Annotated in this window: 20 protein-coding genes and 2 tRNA genes; 4 read left to right on the top strand and 18 right to left on the bottom strand. The window is 40.3% G+C overall.

Annotation, left to right across the window (positions count from 1 at the left end; translation table 11 throughout):
• Positions 1-221 precede the first annotated feature (221 nt).
• The gene (locus DP73_RS11440) at positions 222-596 is read right to left on the bottom strand and encodes a hypothetical protein (RefSeq protein WP_034599608.1); all 375 of its coding nucleotides are present in this window, start codon (positions 594-596) and stop codon (positions 222-224) included.
• Positions 597-904: 308 nt separating this feature from the next.
• Between DP73_RS11440 and DP73_RS11445 the strand changes: the two genes are divergently transcribed.
• Together DP73_RS11445 and DP73_RS11450 are read left to right on the top strand one after the other, a co-directional pair.
• Positions 905-1,315 (top strand): YtxH domain-containing protein, encoded by a 411-nt coding sequence (locus DP73_RS11445; RefSeq protein ID WP_034599610.1) that lies wholly within the window; start codon positions 905-907, stop codon positions 1,313-1,315.
• Positions 1,316-1,716: 401 nt separating this feature from the next.
• Positions 1,717-2,166: a hypothetical protein gene (locus DP73_RS11450; protein WP_034599611.1), complete on the top strand. Its 450-nt coding sequence runs from the start codon at positions 1,717-1,719 to the stop codon at positions 2,164-2,166.
• 44 nt (positions 2,167-2,210) lie between these two features.
• Here the strand turns inward: DP73_RS11450 and DP73_RS11455 are convergent, their stop codons facing one another.
• The 6 genes from DP73_RS11455 to DP73_RS11480 all read right to left on the bottom strand — a co-directional run bounded on the left by DP73_RS11455 (position 2,211) and on the right by DP73_RS11480 (position 7,250).
• A complete protein-coding gene (locus tag DP73_RS11455; protein ID WP_034599613.1) occupies positions 2,211-3,098 on the bottom strand; it encodes a GNAT family N-acetyltransferase in 888 nt (295 codons plus the stop codon).
• A gap of 78 nt (positions 3,099-3,176) precedes the next feature.
• The gene (locus tag DP73_RS11460) at positions 3,177-4,082 is read right to left on the bottom strand and encodes a phosphatidylglycerol lysyltransferase domain-containing protein (protein WP_034599614.1); all 906 of its coding nucleotides are present in this window, start codon (positions 4,080-4,082) and stop codon (positions 3,177-3,179) included.
• 126 nt (positions 4,083-4,208) lie between these two features.
• Positions 4,209-5,558: a D-serine ammonia-lyase gene (locus DP73_RS11465; RefSeq protein ID WP_034599615.1), complete on the bottom strand. Its 1,350-nt coding sequence runs from the start codon at positions 5,556-5,558 to the stop codon at positions 4,209-4,211.
• A gap of 22 nt (positions 5,559-5,580) precedes the next feature.
• Complete coding sequence (locus tag DP73_RS11470; RefSeq protein ID WP_034599648.1) at positions 5,581-5,898, bottom strand: hypothetical protein; 318 nt, start codon at positions 5,896-5,898, stop codon at positions 5,581-5,583.
• Positions 5,899-5,969: 71 nt separating this feature from the next.
• Complete coding sequence (locus tag DP73_RS11475) at positions 5,970-6,383, bottom strand: CBS domain-containing protein (RefSeq protein WP_034599617.1); 414 nt, start codon at positions 6,381-6,383, stop codon at positions 5,970-5,972.
• A 747-nt stretch (positions 6,384-7,130) separates the two neighbouring features.
• Positions 7,131-7,250: a DUF4023 family protein gene (locus DP73_RS11480; protein WP_034599618.1), complete on the bottom strand. Its 120-nt coding sequence runs from the start codon at positions 7,248-7,250 to the stop codon at positions 7,131-7,133.
• A gap of 233 nt (positions 7,251-7,483) precedes the next feature.
• Between DP73_RS11480 and DP73_RS11485 the strand changes: the two genes are divergently transcribed.
• Positions 7,484-7,560: transfer RNA gene (locus DP73_RS11485), tRNA-Lys, on the top strand.
• Positions 7,561-7,579: 19 nt separating this feature from the next.
• Positions 7,580-7,667, top strand: a tRNA-Leu gene (locus DP73_RS11490).
• A gap of 88 nt (positions 7,668-7,755) precedes the next feature.
• Here the strand turns inward: DP73_RS11490 and DP73_RS11495 are convergent.
• The 11 genes from DP73_RS11495 to DP73_RS11545 form a co-directional block, all read right to left on the bottom strand.
• The gene (locus tag DP73_RS11495; protein WP_034599619.1) at positions 7,756-8,808 is read right to left on the bottom strand and encodes an ATP-grasp domain-containing protein; all 1,053 of its coding nucleotides are present in this window, start codon (positions 8,806-8,808) and stop codon (positions 7,756-7,758) included.
• 65 nt (positions 8,809-8,873) lie between these two features.
• Positions 8,874-9,746: a methyltransferase domain-containing protein gene (locus DP73_RS11500; RefSeq protein ID WP_034599620.1), complete on the bottom strand. Its 873-nt coding sequence runs from the start codon at positions 9,744-9,746 to the stop codon at positions 8,874-8,876.
• Between the two features lie 82 nt (positions 9,747-9,828).
• Positions 9,829-10,149: a hypothetical protein gene (locus tag DP73_RS11505; RefSeq protein WP_034599621.1), complete on the bottom strand. Its 321-nt coding sequence runs from the start codon at positions 10,147-10,149 to the stop codon at positions 9,829-9,831.
• Positions 10,150-10,343: 194 nt separating this feature from the next.
• Positions 10,344-10,598 carry a hypothetical protein gene (locus DP73_RS11510; protein WP_034599623.1) on the bottom strand — a complete coding sequence of 85 codons (255 nt, stop codon included), beginning with the start codon at positions 10,596-10,598 and terminating at the stop codon, positions 10,344-10,346.
• Positions 10,599-10,933: 335 nt separating this feature from the next.
• Entirely contained in the window at positions 10,934-11,794 is an 861-nt protein-coding gene (locus DP73_RS11515; RefSeq protein ID WP_034599624.1) for a DegV family protein, read from the bottom strand.
• A gap of 280 nt (positions 11,795-12,074) precedes the next feature.
• Positions 12,075-13,307 (bottom strand): (Fe-S)-binding protein, encoded by a 1,233-nt coding sequence (locus DP73_RS11520; protein ID WP_034599625.1) that lies wholly within the window; start codon positions 13,305-13,307, stop codon positions 12,075-12,077.
• A 23-nt stretch (positions 13,308-13,330) separates the two neighbouring features.
• The gene (locus DP73_RS11525) at positions 13,331-14,173 is read right to left on the bottom strand and encodes an FAD/NAD(P)-binding protein (RefSeq protein WP_014903078.1); all 843 of its coding nucleotides are present in this window, start codon (positions 14,171-14,173) and stop codon (positions 13,331-13,333) included.
• Positions 14,173-15,186, bottom strand: coding sequence for a 4Fe-4S dicluster domain-containing protein (locus DP73_RS11530; protein WP_034599628.1), 1,014 nt, complete (start codon positions 15,184-15,186; stop codon positions 14,173-14,175). The genes DP73_RS11525 and DP73_RS11530 overlap by 1 nt, the downstream gene beginning before the upstream one ends.
• Before the next feature lie 10 nt (positions 15,187-15,196).
• Positions 15,197-16,147 carry a 4Fe-4S dicluster domain-containing protein gene (locus tag DP73_RS11535; RefSeq protein ID WP_034599630.1) on the bottom strand — a complete coding sequence of 317 codons (951 nt, stop codon included), beginning with the start codon at positions 16,145-16,147 and terminating at the stop codon, positions 15,197-15,199.
• Positions 16,140-16,613, bottom strand: coding sequence for a hydrogenase iron-sulfur subunit (locus tag DP73_RS11540; protein WP_052090620.1), 474 nt, complete (start codon positions 16,611-16,613; stop codon positions 16,140-16,142). The genes DP73_RS11535 and DP73_RS11540 overlap by 8 nt, the downstream gene beginning before the upstream one ends.
• Positions 16,614-16,652: 39 nt before the next feature.
• Positions 16,653-19,685, bottom strand: a complete 3,033-nt coding sequence (locus tag DP73_RS11545; RefSeq protein ID WP_034599631.1) for an FAD-dependent oxidoreductase — start codon at positions 19,683-19,685, stop codon at positions 16,653-16,655.

The raw sequence follows: 19,685 nt of genomic DNA on the forward strand, positions 1-19,685 counted from the left end.
GTCGTAAGACTCCTATCTTCTATAAGTACGAAAGCATCCAGTACGAAACCCGGGTGAGGGTTTCGCCCAAGCCGCCTGCTCCAAAGAAAAGCTTAACGGCGCAGGTTGAGATAACGGCTGCTACGTCCCTGGATAAGTTCCTCTAAGCTTCAGCTGGAGTAAGTATTCCTCTTAGGCAAACTCCATCTGAAGCTAAGAGTCACTTGATTCTTCTGTATACCTTATAGGTTAATGGAATTCCGTCGTTTATTTCTAACTACCAGTATTCCACTCAAAGTTATAATGAGGAATAACAACTTCACAAACCTCTTTGGCGGGGTGAAATAAAGGGCTTTGTTTAAGCTTACAATTCCATCAACCTTTTGACTTAGTTTGAATGGTTCTTTTCTTCTAATAGTTTGTTGGCTAGATTGGACATTAAAAAATTCCGGGTGATTAACTGGCTTGGTTGAACAATGGTTTGGCCCAGAGTGCTTCGATGAAGGTGAAGGATAAGCATTGACAATGCCCAGATAATTCTTGCGTAAAATTACAACACTTGTAAATGGATTATGTATCAAGTCGCTCTTCGACCTGATGAAATCATCGGTTGACATTGCTAATCCTCCCCTATCCGGGCTACAACATTATGTCATCTAATTCTATGTTATGTATTGTTTAAACGGGATGTTCTTGAGGCGTTTTCTATTTGGAAGCATATAATAGGTTAGGTCTGAAAAAATCATCTATGAAAGTATGGCTTTGTATTCAAACAAGACCCCGTACTATATTTTACCTTAAGCACCACATAAACCGTCACATATTGATTAGTTATTTGATGCGTATACTTTCCTGATAATTCTCAGATGTAGAACCATTGAAATGACTTTTAGGCAAATTGTTAAGTTCAAAGGAGTGACTAAAGATGGCGAAAAGCAAAGTCGAACGGAAAAAGGTTATCAAGGCAGCAGTGTTTGGAAGTCTTGCCGGTGCAGTAACGGGCCTATTATTAGCGCCTAAAAGCGGTCAGGAATTGCGCCATGATCTAGCGGACCAGGCACACAAATTAGGGGAAAAAGCTGTTGTGATTAAAGACAAAGCACAGAGCGCGTTGCAAAATGTCGAGGAGAAAACTCAAATAACCTTAAATACCGGTAAGAATTGGCTCCAGAAAAAAAAACAGTTCGTTGACAATTTTAAAACATTGATATCGGAGATTCAAAATGGCGCTCTGACAAAAACAAGTTTGAAAATTGAAGAACACGAAGATCCAACGGAAAATCTAATAGAAGACATAACAGAAGAACCAAAAGATGAGCTAACAGTAGAAGTTTAGTTAAGTAGAAAGACCTCTAGTCTTTTACCTTTTACCCAATTGTACTATTAAACACAATCGTCAGTATAACCGAAGCTTGCTTCGGTTTTTTTGTACATCAGAAAGTATAAACTTGCGTTATATACTGCAAGAAAGATTTAATACGTGCGAAGACAGTATCTTCGTCCAAGCATAAGTGCAACTAAGCTACCGCCTGCGCCGGAGGCTGCAAGACGGCTAAAACGTGCGAAGCTAGTGTCTTCGGGCGCTAGCCAAGTTTTCTAATGTGCTGCGGCAACGGCATGGGGTTCTACAGTTAGTAAATTGCTAATATAGATCAAGGCCAAATTTGTGGCGAAATTATGTAGATCTGAATATTCTAGTATATATTACCTATTACGGTATGATATGGAGATGATATTATGTCTTATGATAGAATAAACCCATTTTGGAATCAACAATCCCTGCCCCAACAAAATCCAGGTTACCAACCTGTGCCAATGGGGCAATTCAATCCTAATAACCAGACATGGAGACCAGACCAGAGCTTTCAGAAATTTCCCTCGGCAGGCAGAGGACAAAGTGGCGGGAATCCTAATTGGAGAAACAATCCGCAAAACCCAGGTGGTCAAGGCTATTCGACACCCGGATACCCTCCTCAAGGGTTTGGCACACTACAACAATCTCCTATGCCTGGGCTGCAAGGTCAACAACTACAAGGATATGCACCCACACCCCAAAGATTTAATCAAGGGCATTATCCAGACCAACGCGGACAACTCCCATTACAGCCACAGCCAGCCTGGGAAGAACCTAAAAAAGGTGGCATTAAAGGATTTATCAGCAATCTGATGGCAAAAAGAAAAAGATAGTTTTACTATAAAGAGAGCGGGGCGAGATACTAATCTCGCCCCGTTCAATCAAAAGCCAACCCCAGATACCCTAAATCTTTCGGTAAAATTTTTATATTAGTTTCGTTATTTGATTTAATCAGTCCAAACAGACGTAGGGAACCTCCTAAATGTTCACCTAAGTATGCGGGTGTGCGCAGTATATACTCCTTTGCTGTTATTTCTTTGACAATCCGCTTGATGGCTGGGTTTAGCAACTCTTCAGGAAGCAAGAATTCTTTGATCAAGACAACATCTGAAGAAACTCTTTCAACAGCAAAACATCCTTCAATTCCTGCTAAGTTAATAGCATAAATGTCAGCGCCAGAGTACTGAGATAATTTTTTTTGGTAGACAATGTCTTGATCAAGGTAAGAAATATATAATCCGCCTTTTAGCTGACTATTCCTAATTCGATTATAGTCGTCCGGAGTTACCGATCGTATTTCACAATTGAACTGCTTTTCGATTGGCAAGCAATCTACATCAGACCGATTAAGAAAAGTCTCCCTAAGGTAAAATCCATCTTGATAGCCTCGCTTACGATAGTAAGCAAAGAGCTCTTTCTTTGCCGGTACTAAGATAGAAAGCCCATATTTTTTCGCCCTAAGATATTGGTTACTAAAGTCCATTAATTGTGTAGCAAAGCCTTTGTTTTGACAGCTCGGGTGGGTTCCAATAGCATATAGCATAGATGTATCAATACTGCAATGATCCCTGAACACAGTTTTGACAGGCAACATGGTAAGCATTGCCGAAATCGTATTGTTATTAAGCAAGATACAGGTATCTTCATTCTTATAACGATTGGTAAAGTATAGATCAATATAGTCTTCAGGATCACCGAAGCAAAGTCTCCATAACTCTTTAAGCTGATCAATATCACCAGTTTGGGCTAGTCTTGTTTCAAGCATTTCTCGTATTATCTCCATCTGCTTATTATTGAATAAAACATGCTTCGATAGACGTAGTTAATCATCTAAACAGTGATCTTAAGCTTCAAAATAAGTGGCAAAGTACTTTTCTTCTAGGAATTCAGGATGGTAAGATGACTTGGCTTTTCTCAATCCCTCAATCCCCATATCTTCCTCCCGGTTTACATAAACGAGCTCCGGATAGTTCTGTTGGATAAATGCAGCAAATTCACGGTTTACGATTTGATAGGCCCCAGCTATCTCACCAAAGGCTTTTTCTATATGAATAACATAAGTATCAGAATTTAGTCTCTCCCCCATCGTGTAGGCAATTACTTTATTTTGTACACGAATAAGTCCTCCATCTAAACCCAGATCGGTATAATTCTCAAAACAACGTCGGACAGCACAACATTCTTTCGCAATCTCATCTTGCTCATGAGCGCTATTTTGTTTACACCACTCTAAGTTCATCTCCCAACACTCCCCAATATTGTCCGGCGATATTTGTTCAAAACTCCAGTCAGGATTTTCCTTAATAAATCTGTTGATATGATTTCGCTTAGAATGTAGTTTATTGCCGGTTAACTTTACTAATTTTTCCAATAGATATACATAATCGTAGCTCTCGCGCATCGGCTTATACTCGAAGTGTTCCGGAAAAACCCTATTCATAACTGCCATGTTTTCGGGAGATACGCCTGCTAATACAAATTCATGGCCGCAACTAGCTGCGTCTTGCTTCATTGCTTCAAATACTGACATAATATCATCTGAACCGGCAGGAAAAAAATAATAGGGGGAATCATTGATAACCCCTTTGACCACCAGGTGATGATTGACCTCGGCAATACGATAGTTGTAAATTTTTGACCAGGCAAATATGTTTGTGTAGTTTTGATGACAACCACGCATATCTGAAGTGACAATAAGAGGCTCCATCCACTTCTTATCAGCTAATTCTATTTCTTTAAACTCGATCATTTTATCACTCCAACACTAAAACCTATTTTTGACTACTGCTTAATATTTTGCTGCTTATTATAATTCGTATTCAATTATAGCTTAAGTTCTTATTGCCTAAGAAAGCAGAAGTTTGATTAACTTAATTTATTCCATGTTATTGCCGACTCGATAATAATTATTCATTTCTAATTCGGGTACCATTTTGCCGCCAGTTGCCCAGATAATATGCGAGGCATTCTGGATTCTATCTTGCAGTCCATTAGTCTCAATGTATCTTTGTCCAACATCTGAAGCCAACAAATTAAAGATACCTGGGGCACCTGCTAGTGCAGAAGGTTCAAGAAATATCCCTTCTGTATCGACCATATTACTTAACAATCTATACAGAACTTGATCATTGACAGTGTAAATACCACTTAATAAATTTTCGATGGTTTTGCCCACAAATCTTGATGCTCTCCCGACAGCCAGCCCATCAGCATCAGTAAGGTTATCTATACCAAAATCTTGTACACATAGGTTATCATGTTCCCCTGTCATACAGCCTAATAACATGCAAGGAGAATGAGTAGGCTCAGCAAAAAAGCAATGTACATTATCTTTATAAATCAGTTTCAGCCCAAAAGCTACCCCGCCGGGTCCTCCGCCAACACCGCAAGGTAAGTAAACGAATAACGGGTGGGCATCATCGACGACAATATTTAGATAATTGAGTTGTTCTTTTACTCTTAAAGCAGCCACAGCGTACCCTAAAAACAAGGTAGTTGAATTTTCATCATCAACAAAATAACAATTAGGAGTCATTTCTGCTTGTCTTCTGCCCACTTCAACTGCTTTACTATAGTCCGACAGATGCTCAATTACATTAACACCTTTACTCTTTAGAAGATCTTTCTTCCATTGTTTTGCGTCAGCAGACATATGTACAGTAACCTTAAAGCCTAATTTTGCACCCATAATACCGATACTGAGACCTAAATTTCCCGTTGAACCTACCACAATAGAGTATTTGGAAAAGAACTCTCGAAATTTATCACTGTCAAAAATTACATAATCATCTTCTTTTGATAATATCCCAAATTCCAGTGCTAATTTTTCAGCATAGTTGAGCACCTCATAAATGCCTCCTCTAGCCTTAATTGACCCTGAGATAGGCAGATGACTGTCACACTTAAGCAATAAGTTTTTGCAGACAACTGGTTTGTTGAACAAACTCTCCATTTTTTCTTTCATTCGTGGAATAAGAATTAGTGGAGACTCTATAATCCCAGCATTTTCTTTTGTTTCAGGAAATACTTTAGCTATAAAAGGAGCGAATTTTCGCAAACGTTCTTCCGCATCCCTCACATCAGCATCGGTCAAAAGAATCTTAGCTACTGCGCTTTCATAATTAAGATAGTTTGGATTTAACCAAAATACCTCATTAGTCTTGAGCATTTCTATCAGAAGCGGATGTTCCCGCTGCCATTCCTCTAAAGATTTACCTAAAATCATAGCTTACCTCCATTAGCCACTGCTATAAGACGTAATCATCGATCATTTTCCTTACGCATTCTTCACAATTCTTAATCTCAATCGAGTTTGGTAGTTTACGCTTTACAGTACAGTCTGGATGATACTGCTCGCAGGCAGCTCCTCCCACTGTGCCTCTGGATGATTTCATTAAAGTGATTCCTCTATAGAGGATCTCGCATCCAGCTATACTTCTCGTTTCTTGAGTCCAATCATCAAAATCTGAAAGTGCTTCTTCTATTGAATTATATTGATTATATTCTGGATTTCTGGCTCGTATAGGGCTAACAACCACCCATACTTTATTTGGATTATCTTTCACTTGATTACACCCTTCCATTGCTACATCTATTAATACAGCTAATTCTAGCAAATAATCTTCAGCATCAGTTATTATTTATTTCGTTGAACTAAGAGTTTAGAGCAGTATTCTATCATTTCTCGACGACGTACAATACCAATGAAAACTCCTTGATCGTCAACTACAGGCACAAAGTTCTGAACAACGGCCCTGGAAATTAAATCCTCCATTTGAGCATTAATCGTAACAGGTATATTTTGAACATGTTGCTTAACTTCGCTCAAACGAATATCCTCAGTATTTTGGAAAGTCAGACCGGGGGTATTTTTCAACTTCCAGAGTAGATCTCCTTCAGTTATTGTTCCAACGTATTTTCCCTCGTCATTAATAAGTGGAACAGCAGAATAACTATGATATTCCATTCTCTCTAAAGCCTGACGCATGGTGGCACCTTCTTTGAGAAAGACGATATTCTTTTTAGGTATCAGAAAAAAAGCTACATTCATTCCTAAGCTCTCTCCATTTCCATGCTATACTACTAGTTTATTAAGGACTAACATTAAGATTATATACTATGGCCTGCAAATTCGGTAAGGAAAACAATGGTTGAAGATTTGCTAACATCTTCAATCTATGGGTTAGTGCTGGCAAAACTCACTAGGAAAACCGCTTCAAATTGAGCTTGTTCAGTAAAATAATAATAGCACTGAACATGCAAAAATAGCGTCAGTGCTACCATACATTGGTCTTTTCAGTACAACATAGGATACCTACATCTTTATACACCATTTCCTATCTTTTTTCAAACGCAGGATAGAGGGTTAATTAATGTAATTTGAATTAAAAAGATTTCTATTAACTAATTATACTACGTAATTATAATACTACAAAATAATAGGGAGCCTTTATTAATTCCGAGTCTCCATCAAGTGATTCTTAGCTTCAGATGGAGTTTGCCTTAGAGGAATACTTACTCCATCTGAAGCTAAGTATCACTTATCCAGGGACGTAGCAGCCGTTATCTCATCCTCACCGCTAAAGTTGTTCTGTTTAGTTTGCGGTTCGGCGAAAGCAACCTGCGCCGTTATGCTTTTCTTTGGAGCAGGCGGCTTGGGCGAAACCCTCACCCGGGTTTCGTCACTGGATGCTTTCGTACTTATAGAAGATGGGAGTCTTACGGCTGGTAGTCATCGGATAAAAATAGGGACTAGATGTACTCACACGAGACATCTGTCCCTAAATTATTTCATTTGTTATTTGTTGGTACTGTGTTGTTTATTGGGGAGTTTTCGGTCCGGATTGCCTTCACCTTGATTCTGATTATTCTTTAGAGTTTTCTCTTGAGCTTTCTGCAACTTCTTTAAATCATCCATTTATTTTTCCTCCCTTATTTAAACCTTGTGTTACTTTAACCAAACCCTCTCTAAAAAATCCTTCATTTGTGAGGTTTTAGTCTCCCTGTATGAATCCTTAGAATTTCACCGCTTGTAAGAGTAACAACAATTTAAAGCTTTATCGAAAGAATTTGTTCTAGTTATTTCCTAAGAATGTCATTGACTTTTAGACGATTATTCTGTAATATATAAATCGTCTCTCCAGTACCAATGGGCCATTAGCTCAGTCGGCTAGAGCACCTGACTTTTAATCAGGGTGTCCCGCGTTCGAGTCGCGGATGGCCCACCAAAATATTCTCTAATTAAATGCCGATGTGGCGTAACTGGCAGACGCACGGGACTTAAAATCCCGCGGACTTAACATCCGTACCGGTTCGATTCCGGTCATCGGCACCAACATATTTTATACATAATATTTAGTTAAAACTATTGACCAGCTCAATGGTTTTTTTTATTTGAAGCTTAGAATCACTTGATCTCTTGCTTATAAATTAACAATTTCATAATGTTCAGTTGTTCGTATTTGAAAGCCCCAGCGAATATTATCTGGAGTTTTAACCTTCTTTCCCATGAGCAGCTTGATACCTAGATCTAATAAGTTCACCCCTGTAAAACAGGATTTGTGAATGCCGGCTGACATGCGAGTATTGATTTCTATTAAATAAGCTTTTCCTCTATGGTATTTGATTTGAATATTAAATAAATAACTTAGGGAGAATTCTTTAGCAAGCTTTTGAGCCAGCTCAATGAGATCTTCTCGATATTCAATGTTCTGCCGATATAGGTCTAGTTTTCTGCGGGGAATTGCTACGATTAGTTCTCCTCTATTTGCTAAACAATCGATCGAGTACTCGTCACCTTCTAAGTATTCCATCACCATAAATGGTTTTAGATTATTCGAATTCTTTAATATCCTCACGATTCTATCTTTAACGATTGTCGAACTTGTGGTTTTATAAAGTTCATCCTCTTCTGACATAGTGTCTATGATAAGTTTGAAGCCATCTCCCCCTATTCCAGAGATTGGCTTCAAACATGTTTTTCCGGTTTTAGCTATATGATCTTCAGCCATCTGAAAATCCGGGTAATTTCTAACAGAAAAAGATTTCGGAATTCCTAAAATATCTTTGTTCTTTAAAGCCTCATAAGTTTTCAATTTATCATCAAGAAGTTGGTAAGTTTCAGTGTTCCCCACAAACATTACTTTAACCCCAAGATTTTCAAAGCGATCCTTATACTTAATCAATGTGGAAACATTATACCTGGGTATAAAAACATTAATATTGTGTTTCTGACAAAAGTCCAAACAATAGGTTGCATAGTCCTTTCCTTCGATAGCTGGCTCAACTTCAAAATAATCGGCGACTTCTTCTAAATAGCTATTGGGTGACACGTGTGAAATATAGAGTTCAAACTTTTGTGAATCATTGTCTGCTAAAAACCTTTGGATAATTTTGTGAGTTGAGGAGAAACAACGATTGAAATAGATTCTTGTTTTGGTTGCCTCCGAGTTTGTCTTTAAAGCTTGATTATTCATTGAAAATGTATACCTCCTATAAACCCCTATAGGATTGGCAAAATGCCCATATTCCATACATTTTCTTAATTAATTAATGCTTTAACACTACTTAGCACTGCTGGATTTTTTCTAAATATTACTTTTCGTACCCAATCTTTAAATCCCAATTTTACTGGGGTAGGTTTTCGACCGTAGATTAGACCAAATCCGAAGTAACTCCTATTACGCTTCATAAAGCCTGCATTCTTTTGCAATCTAGGCAAAAGGGTAGGCTGTCTTTTAATTTTATTGGTGAGATCCTTAATTAAAACCCAATCTTTTTTGAGTTCATTCATAACGATATTACCATTATCCCTTAAGGCTTGGGGGTTCTTAATTTCTACATCCTGAAATCCTGCTTCTGCTAAACAATTATGCCACTCTTCAAAAGATAACGGATTAGTTCCTGCACCGAAACAATCTTCCATTTGATGCCGAAGATTAACAGGCAATTCCTTTAGTAAGGCCATTTCTAAGTCAGCTATTCTTCCCTCAGGCTTTAGTACTCTAAAGAATTCTCGATAAACCTTTACTTTATCTAAAAATACTGTAATCGATTCACCTATCACAATATCGAATTTATTGTCTGCAAAGGGTAGTTCATAAACATTGGCAATATTGAACTCGACCAAATGAGATACTCCCTCTTTTTCGGCCCTAATGCGCGCTTTTTCAATCATTTGAGAACTTATATCTATTCCCATAACTTTGCAGCCAATTGTTTTAGCTAAATAACATGCTGTAAGACCACTGCCACATCCAGCATCAAGCACATAATCATCAGGCGATATTTGCATGATAACTAGATTTTGTTTGGTGGCAGGAAAGCCTCCTGGATGAGAACTGCCTATACCTAGCCAAGCAATTAGTTCGAAATAGTTCATATCAGCCACGCGTTTGTTTTCACTTAACTCCATAGTGGCCCTCCTTCCAAGAATTATATGGTATTATATTCCTGGAGCAAGCCTGCTTGAAACTTGTTCTTTCCTTCATTAAGAATCAGAAAATTAATTTGAGAACAGAAATACATGTCCACAAAAAAACCATATAAGCTAAAAAACATATCCTGGATTCTTGATCCTTACTGGTTAGTAAATCTCTGCAAAAAACTAATCCTAAGCCTGAAATTGATAAATCCATTAGTACGGATATTGTGTAATTTACTAAGGTGTCACCACTTAAATAAGCGAGTATAAGGTCTAGAGATGCCAGTATTGACATGGAGATTAAAAAAACATTTGCTAGTACTGGCCATTTTTGCGTCCCCCGCAAACTACTTCTTTTTCCAAACTCACCTAAGCCGACTCTTGATACTGCCATAATAGATACCTTCTTTCCATATAATAATTCTGCTATGTCTTAATGTTTTAGTTTATAGGTTAACTTTAACACGCGGAAAAGACAAAATAATGTTTAGGGAGATCATCGACTCCCGTAATAAAAAGCCGGATAGATCAACTTACGTTGACCTATCCGGCTACTGTTATCAAGATTGCCTAGGTATTTTGCTTACGCTATTTGGGAATTTTTTTCAGATTAATGGTTTCATGAACCTCTTCTGATCTTATATCGATAACTTCTCCAAAGGTATACATCTGGGATCTTGTACTATGTTTAGGAAATTTCTTTTTCGGGAAGTAATGTCGATATAATCCATATAGGCTCAGGGTAACTGCACCGACAATAAGAACTCCAAAGGAAAAAACAATCGTTGTGCTAACAATTAACAGAATAGCAAGGGACCAAATTATTCTACTGAATTTTGACATATCGAGACCTCCTTACTCCTCGCTCTAATTGTATCACAAGTCCTCAGAGTTTAGAAATCACCTATTTCTATGAGTTCTCCATCTTCAAAATTAATGTAAAAACTAGCTTGACGTGTACAACCCTGCACACCACAGGTTCCACTTCAAACGGGTTCCAGTTTACTGCGGTCGATTTTATAGTTAGATACACAAATTCTACATACTTGACTCCATGCTTTAGTACCATCGGAATGTTTCGGATTAGCATTTTTAAACTTAATGCCTTTATACTCGTACACTAGGATCCCTCTTTCTAAAAGATTACTCGGTTCACTTCATATTACCTATTCATTATATCACGATCTCATTGGTATTTTTGTATAATAAGCAATTCCAATTGCACCGGGCCCGACGTGCAGACCAATGACTGGTCCAATATCCAATACTTCAGGATCTATGTTGATCTTTTCCTTAATCACTCTGGCAAGTTCCCTTGCTTCTGTCTGACAATTGATATGGTGAACGATAATTTCTCCTAAGCCGTATTCTTTTATATCCTGCATCATCTTTTCAACCATAGCCAGAACAGCATTACCTTTAGTTCTAACTTTCATAAGAATATTTGTCTTGCCATTTTCTACTGTCAAGATAGGAATTATTTTAAAGAGGTTGCCAATTAAAGCACTAGCCCCTCCAATTCTGCCACCTTTTTTTAAATACTCTAGGTTATCCGGAATAAATATGAACCTGCTTTTTCTAATATTATCTAAGGCAGCTTCCTTAACTTGCTTAAGTGATTCTCCTGCTTGCGCGGCTCTTGCCGCTATCAACACTGCAAAGCCAAGTTGCATGCAGTTTGATCTGGAATCAATAATCTCTATCTGGGCATCTTTATGCTTTTCTAATACCATAGCCTTGACAATTTGACCTGTTGAGAAAGTACCACTCATCTCTGCAGACAGAAAAATGCAGCATAGACTATCCCCCGTCTCTACCACACTTTTCATTTCCTGATAGAGTTCGCCAATTGAAGGCTGGGAAGATATGGGGATCCCTTTCGCAGACATCATTGGATAAAAAGTCTGGTTATCTATATCAACTTCTCTAATACTGTCAGTTCCAAAGGTAAGATTTAAAGACACTGATCTTATATTGAATTCTTTTCTGGTTGCTTCAGGTAAGTAGCTTGTACTATCAGTTAATATCTGTACTGCCATTGTTTAGCTCTCTTTCATCATTATTCAGACCCGATTATAGGCAGGTAGTTTACGTAACTATGCTGCGGCCAATAGGCTTGATTCTAATTTATATTATACCCTTTCTTGAAGAGCAATGTGTAATATAAATATTGATTTTATCTTCTGACTCCAGAGAGTAGTGGCTGGGGAGTCAAATTTATCAAAAAAGCCCCGACGATGCGGTTATAATTCCGCTGTCGAGGCTTTCCGATACATGAGGATTTTCATCTAAACTAACCTATTGACATATAGACCTATGTTACTCTGCTGCCGGAGCCTCAGGAGCATCATCAGGTACTAAAGCATTCTCTATAAGAGTACTAAGATGGTGCATCTTCATACCCAGCTTATAGAATTTATTCATGTCATTAAACTGGTCAATACAGTTGTGGCAAGGTATACATCCAATTTTAGCACCGGTTGCCACTAATTGATCGACTTTTGGTTTAGCCTTAGCCATACGCTGTTGCTTAGTAGCTGCAACCGCTAAAGCTCCGCCTCCTGCTCCACAACAAATATTATACTTGCCCTCTGGATTCATTTCGCGATAATCTTCGACGACATGTTTAATAACATAGCGCTGTGGTTCATAGACCCCTTCTTTTCGAACCGTATTACAAGGATCGTGAAGGGTCACTGGGAGAGGATTCTTGCTCTTATCCAGTTTCAGTCTGCCTTCCTTGATCCAATCAGCGTAAATTTCAACTATGTGGCGTACAGGGAATTGTTTTCCCTTCCAGAAGCTGCGTTGGAACATTTTACTCGAGCGGAAGGCGTGACCACATTCTGTAACGATTAATTCCTTAGCATTTAAACGTTCAACTTCTTCAAAAAGCGGACGGGAAATCTCTTGGAACTCATCGTTTTTACCTGTAAACAGGCAGATGTTAGTAGCATCCCAACGCTTGCTGCTCAGTGTATAATTTGCTTTAGCTGCGTAGAAGACATGGAGGATGGTTTGGAGTTCGTGAGGGTAATGCTTGACCTCTCTGGCATTGAAGCCAAACATGAAATCAGCATCCGGCTTGTCGATAGGAATTTTGTAGTTTGGATCATTTAATTCTTTTTGGAGTTCCTCTTCGAGCCATTCCAGAGTTTCATCATAATCAAGTTGCTCCACTGCCATTTGGTTACCTGTACGAATATGGTCATCGGCAATGTGTTGTAAGTGACCCGGAGGCATAGCAGTTTTTCCACGGAAAGCTCTTGTGAGAGCTGCAATATTGACGCCCATTGGGCATTCAACAGTACATCGCTCACACATATTGCAGCTCCAAACAAAAGGATCATTTTCCACTTCTTCACGTAATCCTAGAGCAACTTTACGAATAAACTTACGTGGGTCATTATCCTCAACTAAATCACTGTACTTACATCCAGCCGTACACATACCGCAAGTAAGGCAGTTAGAGAAATCATATCCTTTTAATAATCCAGCCACTTCTTCTCTAAGGGTAGGATCTAAATCTTTAACTCTAATGGGTTCAGCCATTCTTACTATCACCTCCGACTTGATTAATATTCATTAGGCAGTTCTTTTAATTGAGCCATGGAGAAAACAGGGCCGTCTTTACAGACATATTCTGTACCGATATTACAACGTCCGCAGATCCCCAACCCGCACTTCATACGCATTTCTAATGAAGTGTAGATTCGCTCGGGAGGGAAGTTCAATTTCTCTAAAACAGGTAAAGTAAATTTGATCATGGCCGGTGGTCCGCAGACAACAGCATAGGTATCTACGGAAGAGGGAGCAATTTGTTCAGTTATACTGGGAATAAAACCTACGTGCTTAGTCCATCCTTCAGCCGGTCTGTCAATGGTAGTGACTAAGTTGATGTTTGGATTGTTTTCCCACTCTGCTAATTCTTCTTTGTAGAGCAATAAGCCTGGGTTTCTGGCACCGTAAATAACGGTAATATCACCATAATCTCCGCGATGCTTGTCATCAAGCATGTATTTTGCCAAGGAACGCAGGGTGGTAAAAGCAAAACCTCCACCAATGATAACGACATTTTTGCCTTTAAACTGTTCGATTGGATAATAGTTACCCATGGGGCCTCTAACCCCAACCATAGTTCCTTCTTCCATGAGGTGAAGAGCATTGGAGACACAGCCTACCTTGGCTACCGAGAATTTTAATATTCCAGGTTCAGTGGGTGAGGTTGCAATTCCGAAAGGAGCTTCGCCATGGCCATAGGCACTAAGTTCTGCAAACTGCCCAGGCATGTATTTGAAGTTTTCTTCGTCTTGTTTGTTCATAAATTCTAGGGTAAAGGTATTGATGAGTCTATCTTCAGTTTCCACTAAATTCTTAACTAGTTTCATGGTTATTGGGAGATAAGGATTCTGTTGCATCATTCCACCACCAATTCTGCTTTGTTAGCCCCATCAACGACTTGTCGGATATCCATATTGACTGGGCAACTTTTTATGCAGCGACCACAGCCTACGCAGGACATAGACCCATTGTTGTGGACAAAATAGTTGAACTTATGCATCAATCTTTGACGCCAACGGGCTTTTTTGTTATCCCGCGGGTTATGACCCGATCCATGAAGTGTAAAGAGTGGAGCCATGCAAGCATCCCAAGTTCGTACTCTGGTACCTTCATTCTTGCATACTTCCTCAGAAATATCGAAGCAATGGCAGGTAGGACAGGAGAAGGAACAAACATTACACCCCAGGCACTTTTCTTGCAGGGTATCCCAGTAAGGACTGTTAAACATTTTGTCAAGCTTACTGGTAGTGTTGGAAACATCAATCTTACTGGGGGTTTCAGCACTCTTGATTTTATCAACCAAGGCTTGCTCATCAGCTGTCAGTTCAGCAAGAGCTAAACGATCAGCCAAAGCTTTCCCTTTCTCAGTGACAACCTCTACCTCATAGGAATCTCCGAGATCGATCAAAAACAGATCCGATCCTTCACTTCCAGCAGGAGAAATTTCAAAAGAAGAGCAGAAACAAGTAGGAGCAATCTTAGTGCAACCCAGCCCAATAATTACAGCTTTCTCACGACGCTCATAATAATATGGGTCTGTATACTGGTCATTTTTAAATACTTTATCTAAGAGCAGCATTCCTTTAGCATCACAAGGTCTTATGCCAAAAAGGATGGTGTTCTCCACCTTCAGTTCGCTCTTAACGGTGACATCCTTACCCTCTTTCTTATAGGACATGAGTTTTTCATGTTGAGGAAAGAAAAAGGCTTTGGGAGGAAGTTTAGAATTTAGATAATCTTGCTTGACGTCTGAGAAGCTTTTGACTTCTGTGAAAGCAATTCCGCTGCCATCACTAACAGGAGCAATTACTTTATAATCAGCGACCAAAGCATCAAAGGCCTGGCCAAATTTTTCTTTACTTATCTTCATTATCTTCACCTCACTCCTTTACCAAGAACTGTTCTGGATCACTTGTTGTGTATTCGTTAAGAGCAGGTTTACCGTCTTCGCTGATACCGGCCTCATGATTATACATGGTGTATACATCTTTGGTCATTTTGCGGTTCAAGGCCCGAATGTCCACGCCTTGGGGACAAGCGCGAGTACAAGCACCACAATCAACACAGCGGCCTGCTAAGTGCAAGACACGTCCGGCTTGGAAGAAGAGATTTTCGGCACGATTTACGCCGCCGGTAAGCCATCTGGGGGAGTTGCAATCCACAAAGCATTCTTGGCAATAGCACAAAGGACAAGCATTGCGGCAGGCATAACAGCGGATGCACTTGCTCATCTGCTCTTTGAAATAATCTTGGCGCTCGCCGGCAGATTTTTCCTCCAGGGCTATAACATCTGCAAAGGCAGGTGCTTCTTGAGAAACAGCAATGGTCTCTCCAAGGTGAACATCTTCCAAGACCGGGTTAGGATAACGACAGGTTTGGCAGGTAGCATCTTTTACTTCAGCGAAGAGATACTCTTTGTCCCCAGCCATTCCTTTCACGGAAATTTTGCCGTCATTGATGCCTGCTTCTAGGATTTCTCCCACCTCAGCGACGATTTTCCGTTGGTCGATAACACCGGCACAGGAAACTCCGATAATATATAGGTCATCTCTGACTAATTGGTTTTCTTGTAAGAGAACTGCTAAGGCACGACTGTCACAGCCTTTAGCAACAATAGCTTTTTTTCCGGGAGTCTTAGCAACATATGTGGCTAAGTTATTCTCGCAGGTTTCATCCCAAATTAATGAGTCGACCTCTGCCGGAGAATGGGCGAAGAATGGTGTGGCCTTAAGAGGCAGGGAACCTTTTTCGTATCCAATAACTACGTCAACTTTGCCTTCTGCCAGCAACTGACGGGCTTTATCTCGCATATCGTTAATGATATTATTCATCCGCTGCTGCACCCCCGTCATCAACTACTTTAAATATTCCATTATTTGGGCCGAGGGCACTAACACGCTCGGTAACTCCTTTTACGACTTCTGCAAAGCGGATACCTTCCGCAGCTGATACCCAGGAAAAACTGATTCGATCTTCCTCTAGCCCAACGTGGTTGAGCAAGGACTTAATAAGGGCAAATTTTCGGCGCGCTACATAGTTGCCGCTGATATAATGGCAATCTCCCGGGTGGCATCCGGAAACTAAGACTCCGTCAGCTCCATTGGCCATTGCTTTTAGTACATATAAGGGGTTGATTCTGCCGGAACATGGGACTCTAATAGTCCTAATGGTTGCCGGATATTGTACTCTACCAACTCCGGCTAAATCTGCTCCTGCATAACTACACCAGTTACACAAGAAAGCTGCAATTTTAGGTTCATACTTTTTATTTTCAGCTTCTACCTGAATTTCTCCCATAATCATCTACCTTTCCCTAGTTATTCGGTGCCTAAAAATTTATAGGGAGTTTAACATCTCGACAATTTGCTCGTTGGTACATCCTCTGAGGCTTAAGGCTCCGCAACGGCAACTAGAAGCACAAGCTCCGCAGCCTTTACAGAGAGCATCATTGACAACTGCAACACGATTTACTTGATCAACTGTGATAGCTTTAGCTGAGCAAACGGCTTCACATGTTCCGCAAGCGGTACACTTACGTTTATTAACAAAGGCATTTAGACCCGCTGATTCTACTTGATCTTTAGACAGGGCTACTCCCGCACGTCCTGCAGCAGCTTTAGCTTGAGCTATGACTTCTTCCATGTTTTTCGGACTGTGAGCGATACCTGCCATAAATACTCCATCAGTACTGAAGTCAACAGGACGCAATTTCATATGTGCTTCTAAGAAGAAGCCTTCGGCATTCAAGGGGATTTTGAACCATTTGGAGAGTTTTTTACCATCGGCAGGAGCCTTGATAGCTGCAGCTAGGCAAAGGACATCAGTTTCTATTTCAATAGGTCTGTCTAAGACATGATCATTAACTGTAACAAGAAGGGTATCTCCTTCTTTGCTGACGACGGGTTTGGCGTTTTCACTATAGCGAACAAAGATTATTCCAATTCTTCTTGCTTCCTCATAGTCCTCTTCAAAGTAGCTATAAGTTCTCATATCTCTGTAGAGAACAAAGACATTGGCAGCAGGATTTTTCTTTTTCATCTTCAGCGCTAACTTAACGGATTTAGTACAGCAAGTGCGGCTGCAGTATGGATTTTCTATAGTACGTGAGCCTACACATTGAATGAAGACAAAGTTCTTGGCCCCTTCAACCTTGGGATCATGGTTGTAGATGGCTTCATCCATTTCAATTTGGGTCATGACGCGCTCGTCTTGACCATAGAGATATTCATTGGGCTTATACTCTTGACCGCCAATAGTGAGGAGTGCAACACCATGAGCGATTTGTTCGCCGTTTTCTAAGGTAGTGGTAAAGTTGCCTAAGAAACCGCCCACATCTTTAATTCCTACACCTACATGAAGCTTGATGTTGGCATGATTGCTAACCTTTTCGATAAGCTCCGCAACAAAGGCTTTCATGTCTTCTCCTCGGAAGCCGGTGGAGAATCTTCTGGCGACGCCGCCTAAAGCGCTGTCCTTTTCTACTAAGTGAACTTCATACCCTTGATCAGCCAGGGACAGAGCACTGGTCATACCGGCAACTCCGCCGCCGATTACCAAGGCTGCATGGTTCATGTCCATGAAGATTGGTTGGGTTTGTTGCTGCATGGAGGCCCGGACAATCGCTAACTTTGTGAGATCTTTAGCTTTCTCCGTCGCTTGTTCCGGTTGATTCATGTGAACCCAGGAACATTGGTCACGGATGTTAGCCATATCGAACAGGTGAGCATTCAAACCTGCTTCTTTTAAGGTTTCTTGGAACAAAGGCTCGTGTGTTCTTGGGCTACAGGAGGAAACAACAATTCTGTTTAATTTTTGTTCACTGATTAAGGCTTTGATGGATGCTTGTGCATCTTGGGAACAGGCATAGATCTTATCCGTAGCATAAGCTACAGTGGGCAGGGTTTTGGCATATTCAACGACGCTTGGCACATTAACAACACTGCCGATATTGACACCACAGTGACAAATAAAGACTCCTGTGCGAATAATATCGCCGGCAACATCCATTTCCGGTGGATATTCTTTTTCACTGACTAAAGTTCCCCGTTCTTCCGCTAATAAAGCAGAGGCAGAACCGGCTGCGGCACTGGCTTGCATTACGGTTTCAGGGATATCTCTTGGTCCACTGAAAGCTCCTGCAGCAAAAATCCCTTCTTTAGAGGTGTTAACCCCACTCAAAGGCTCAAGCTCAGCGAAGCCATACTTATTGACTTTAAGGTCTAGAAGTTTAGCTAATTCCTTAGAGCTATCTCCTGGCTCTAAGCCGACAGACAGTACCACTAAATCAAATTGATCGGTTAAAATTTGGCCGTCTTCTGTGGAGTATCTGATAACTGCATCACCGGAATCATCCTTAGCTTCAGTGACCTCATATACTCTGGAACGGATGAAATTAACACCTTGTTGATTCTTGGCATTGTTATAATATTTTTCAAAATCTTTTCCGGGGGTTCTCATATCCATATAGAAAATAGTTGTGTCTACAGGAATATGACTGTGCTCTTTGGCAATTACAGCTTCCTTAATTGCATACATACAGCACACACCGGAACAGTAGTTATTTCCAATTTTGGCATTTCTGGATCCTACACACTGAATCCAGGCGATTTTTTGAGGTTCCTTTTTGTCAAAAGGTCTCACTAAATGCCCGTCGAAGGGTCCGGATGCGCTGAGCAGTCGCTCAAATTCTAAACTTGTGATGACACTTTTGATTTTTCCATAGCCGTAATAATCCAAGGAAGCGGCATCAAATATTTTGAAGCCAGGATTAAGAATCATTGATCCTACTTCGACTTCAAATTCCTTGTCTTCCATATGATGGTCGATGGCACCGGCTTGACATGCTTTAACACATTTCAGGCAGATGTCTTTGCCCTTGGCTTTTCCTCGGGTTTGATACAAGCAATTTTGTTCGTCAATGCCGTAAGCATTAGGGAAAGCTTGGGAATACTGTTTGAAGGCAGCTTTACGCTTTCCTAAGCCTTGGTTGAACTCATCATCGACTTTGACTGGACATGCTTCAGCGCACGCTCCGCAACCTGTGCATTTTTCCAGGTCGATGTAACGTGCTTTTTGTTTAATGGTGACTTTGAAATTTCCAGCTTCTCCTTCAGTTCTGACAACTTGTGAGTTGGTGTAGGTTCTGACATTCAGATGGCGTCCGCATTCAACTAGCTTTGGAGACAAAATACACATGGAGCAATCATTGGTTGGGAAGGTCTTATCCAACATCGGCATAGTACCGCCAATAGCTGACGATTCTTCTACCAGATGAACTAAGTATCCCGACTCTGCCAAATCCAGTGCTGCTTGAATCCCTGCAATCCCTGCGCCAACAATCAAAACAGAACCTATTTTATTTTGACTCAT

This window comes from Desulfosporosinus sp. HMP52 (genome assembly GCF_000765145.1).
In the GTDB taxonomy this organism is placed as follows: domain Bacteria; phylum Bacillota; class Desulfitobacteriia; order Desulfitobacteriales; family Desulfitobacteriaceae; genus Desulfosporosinus.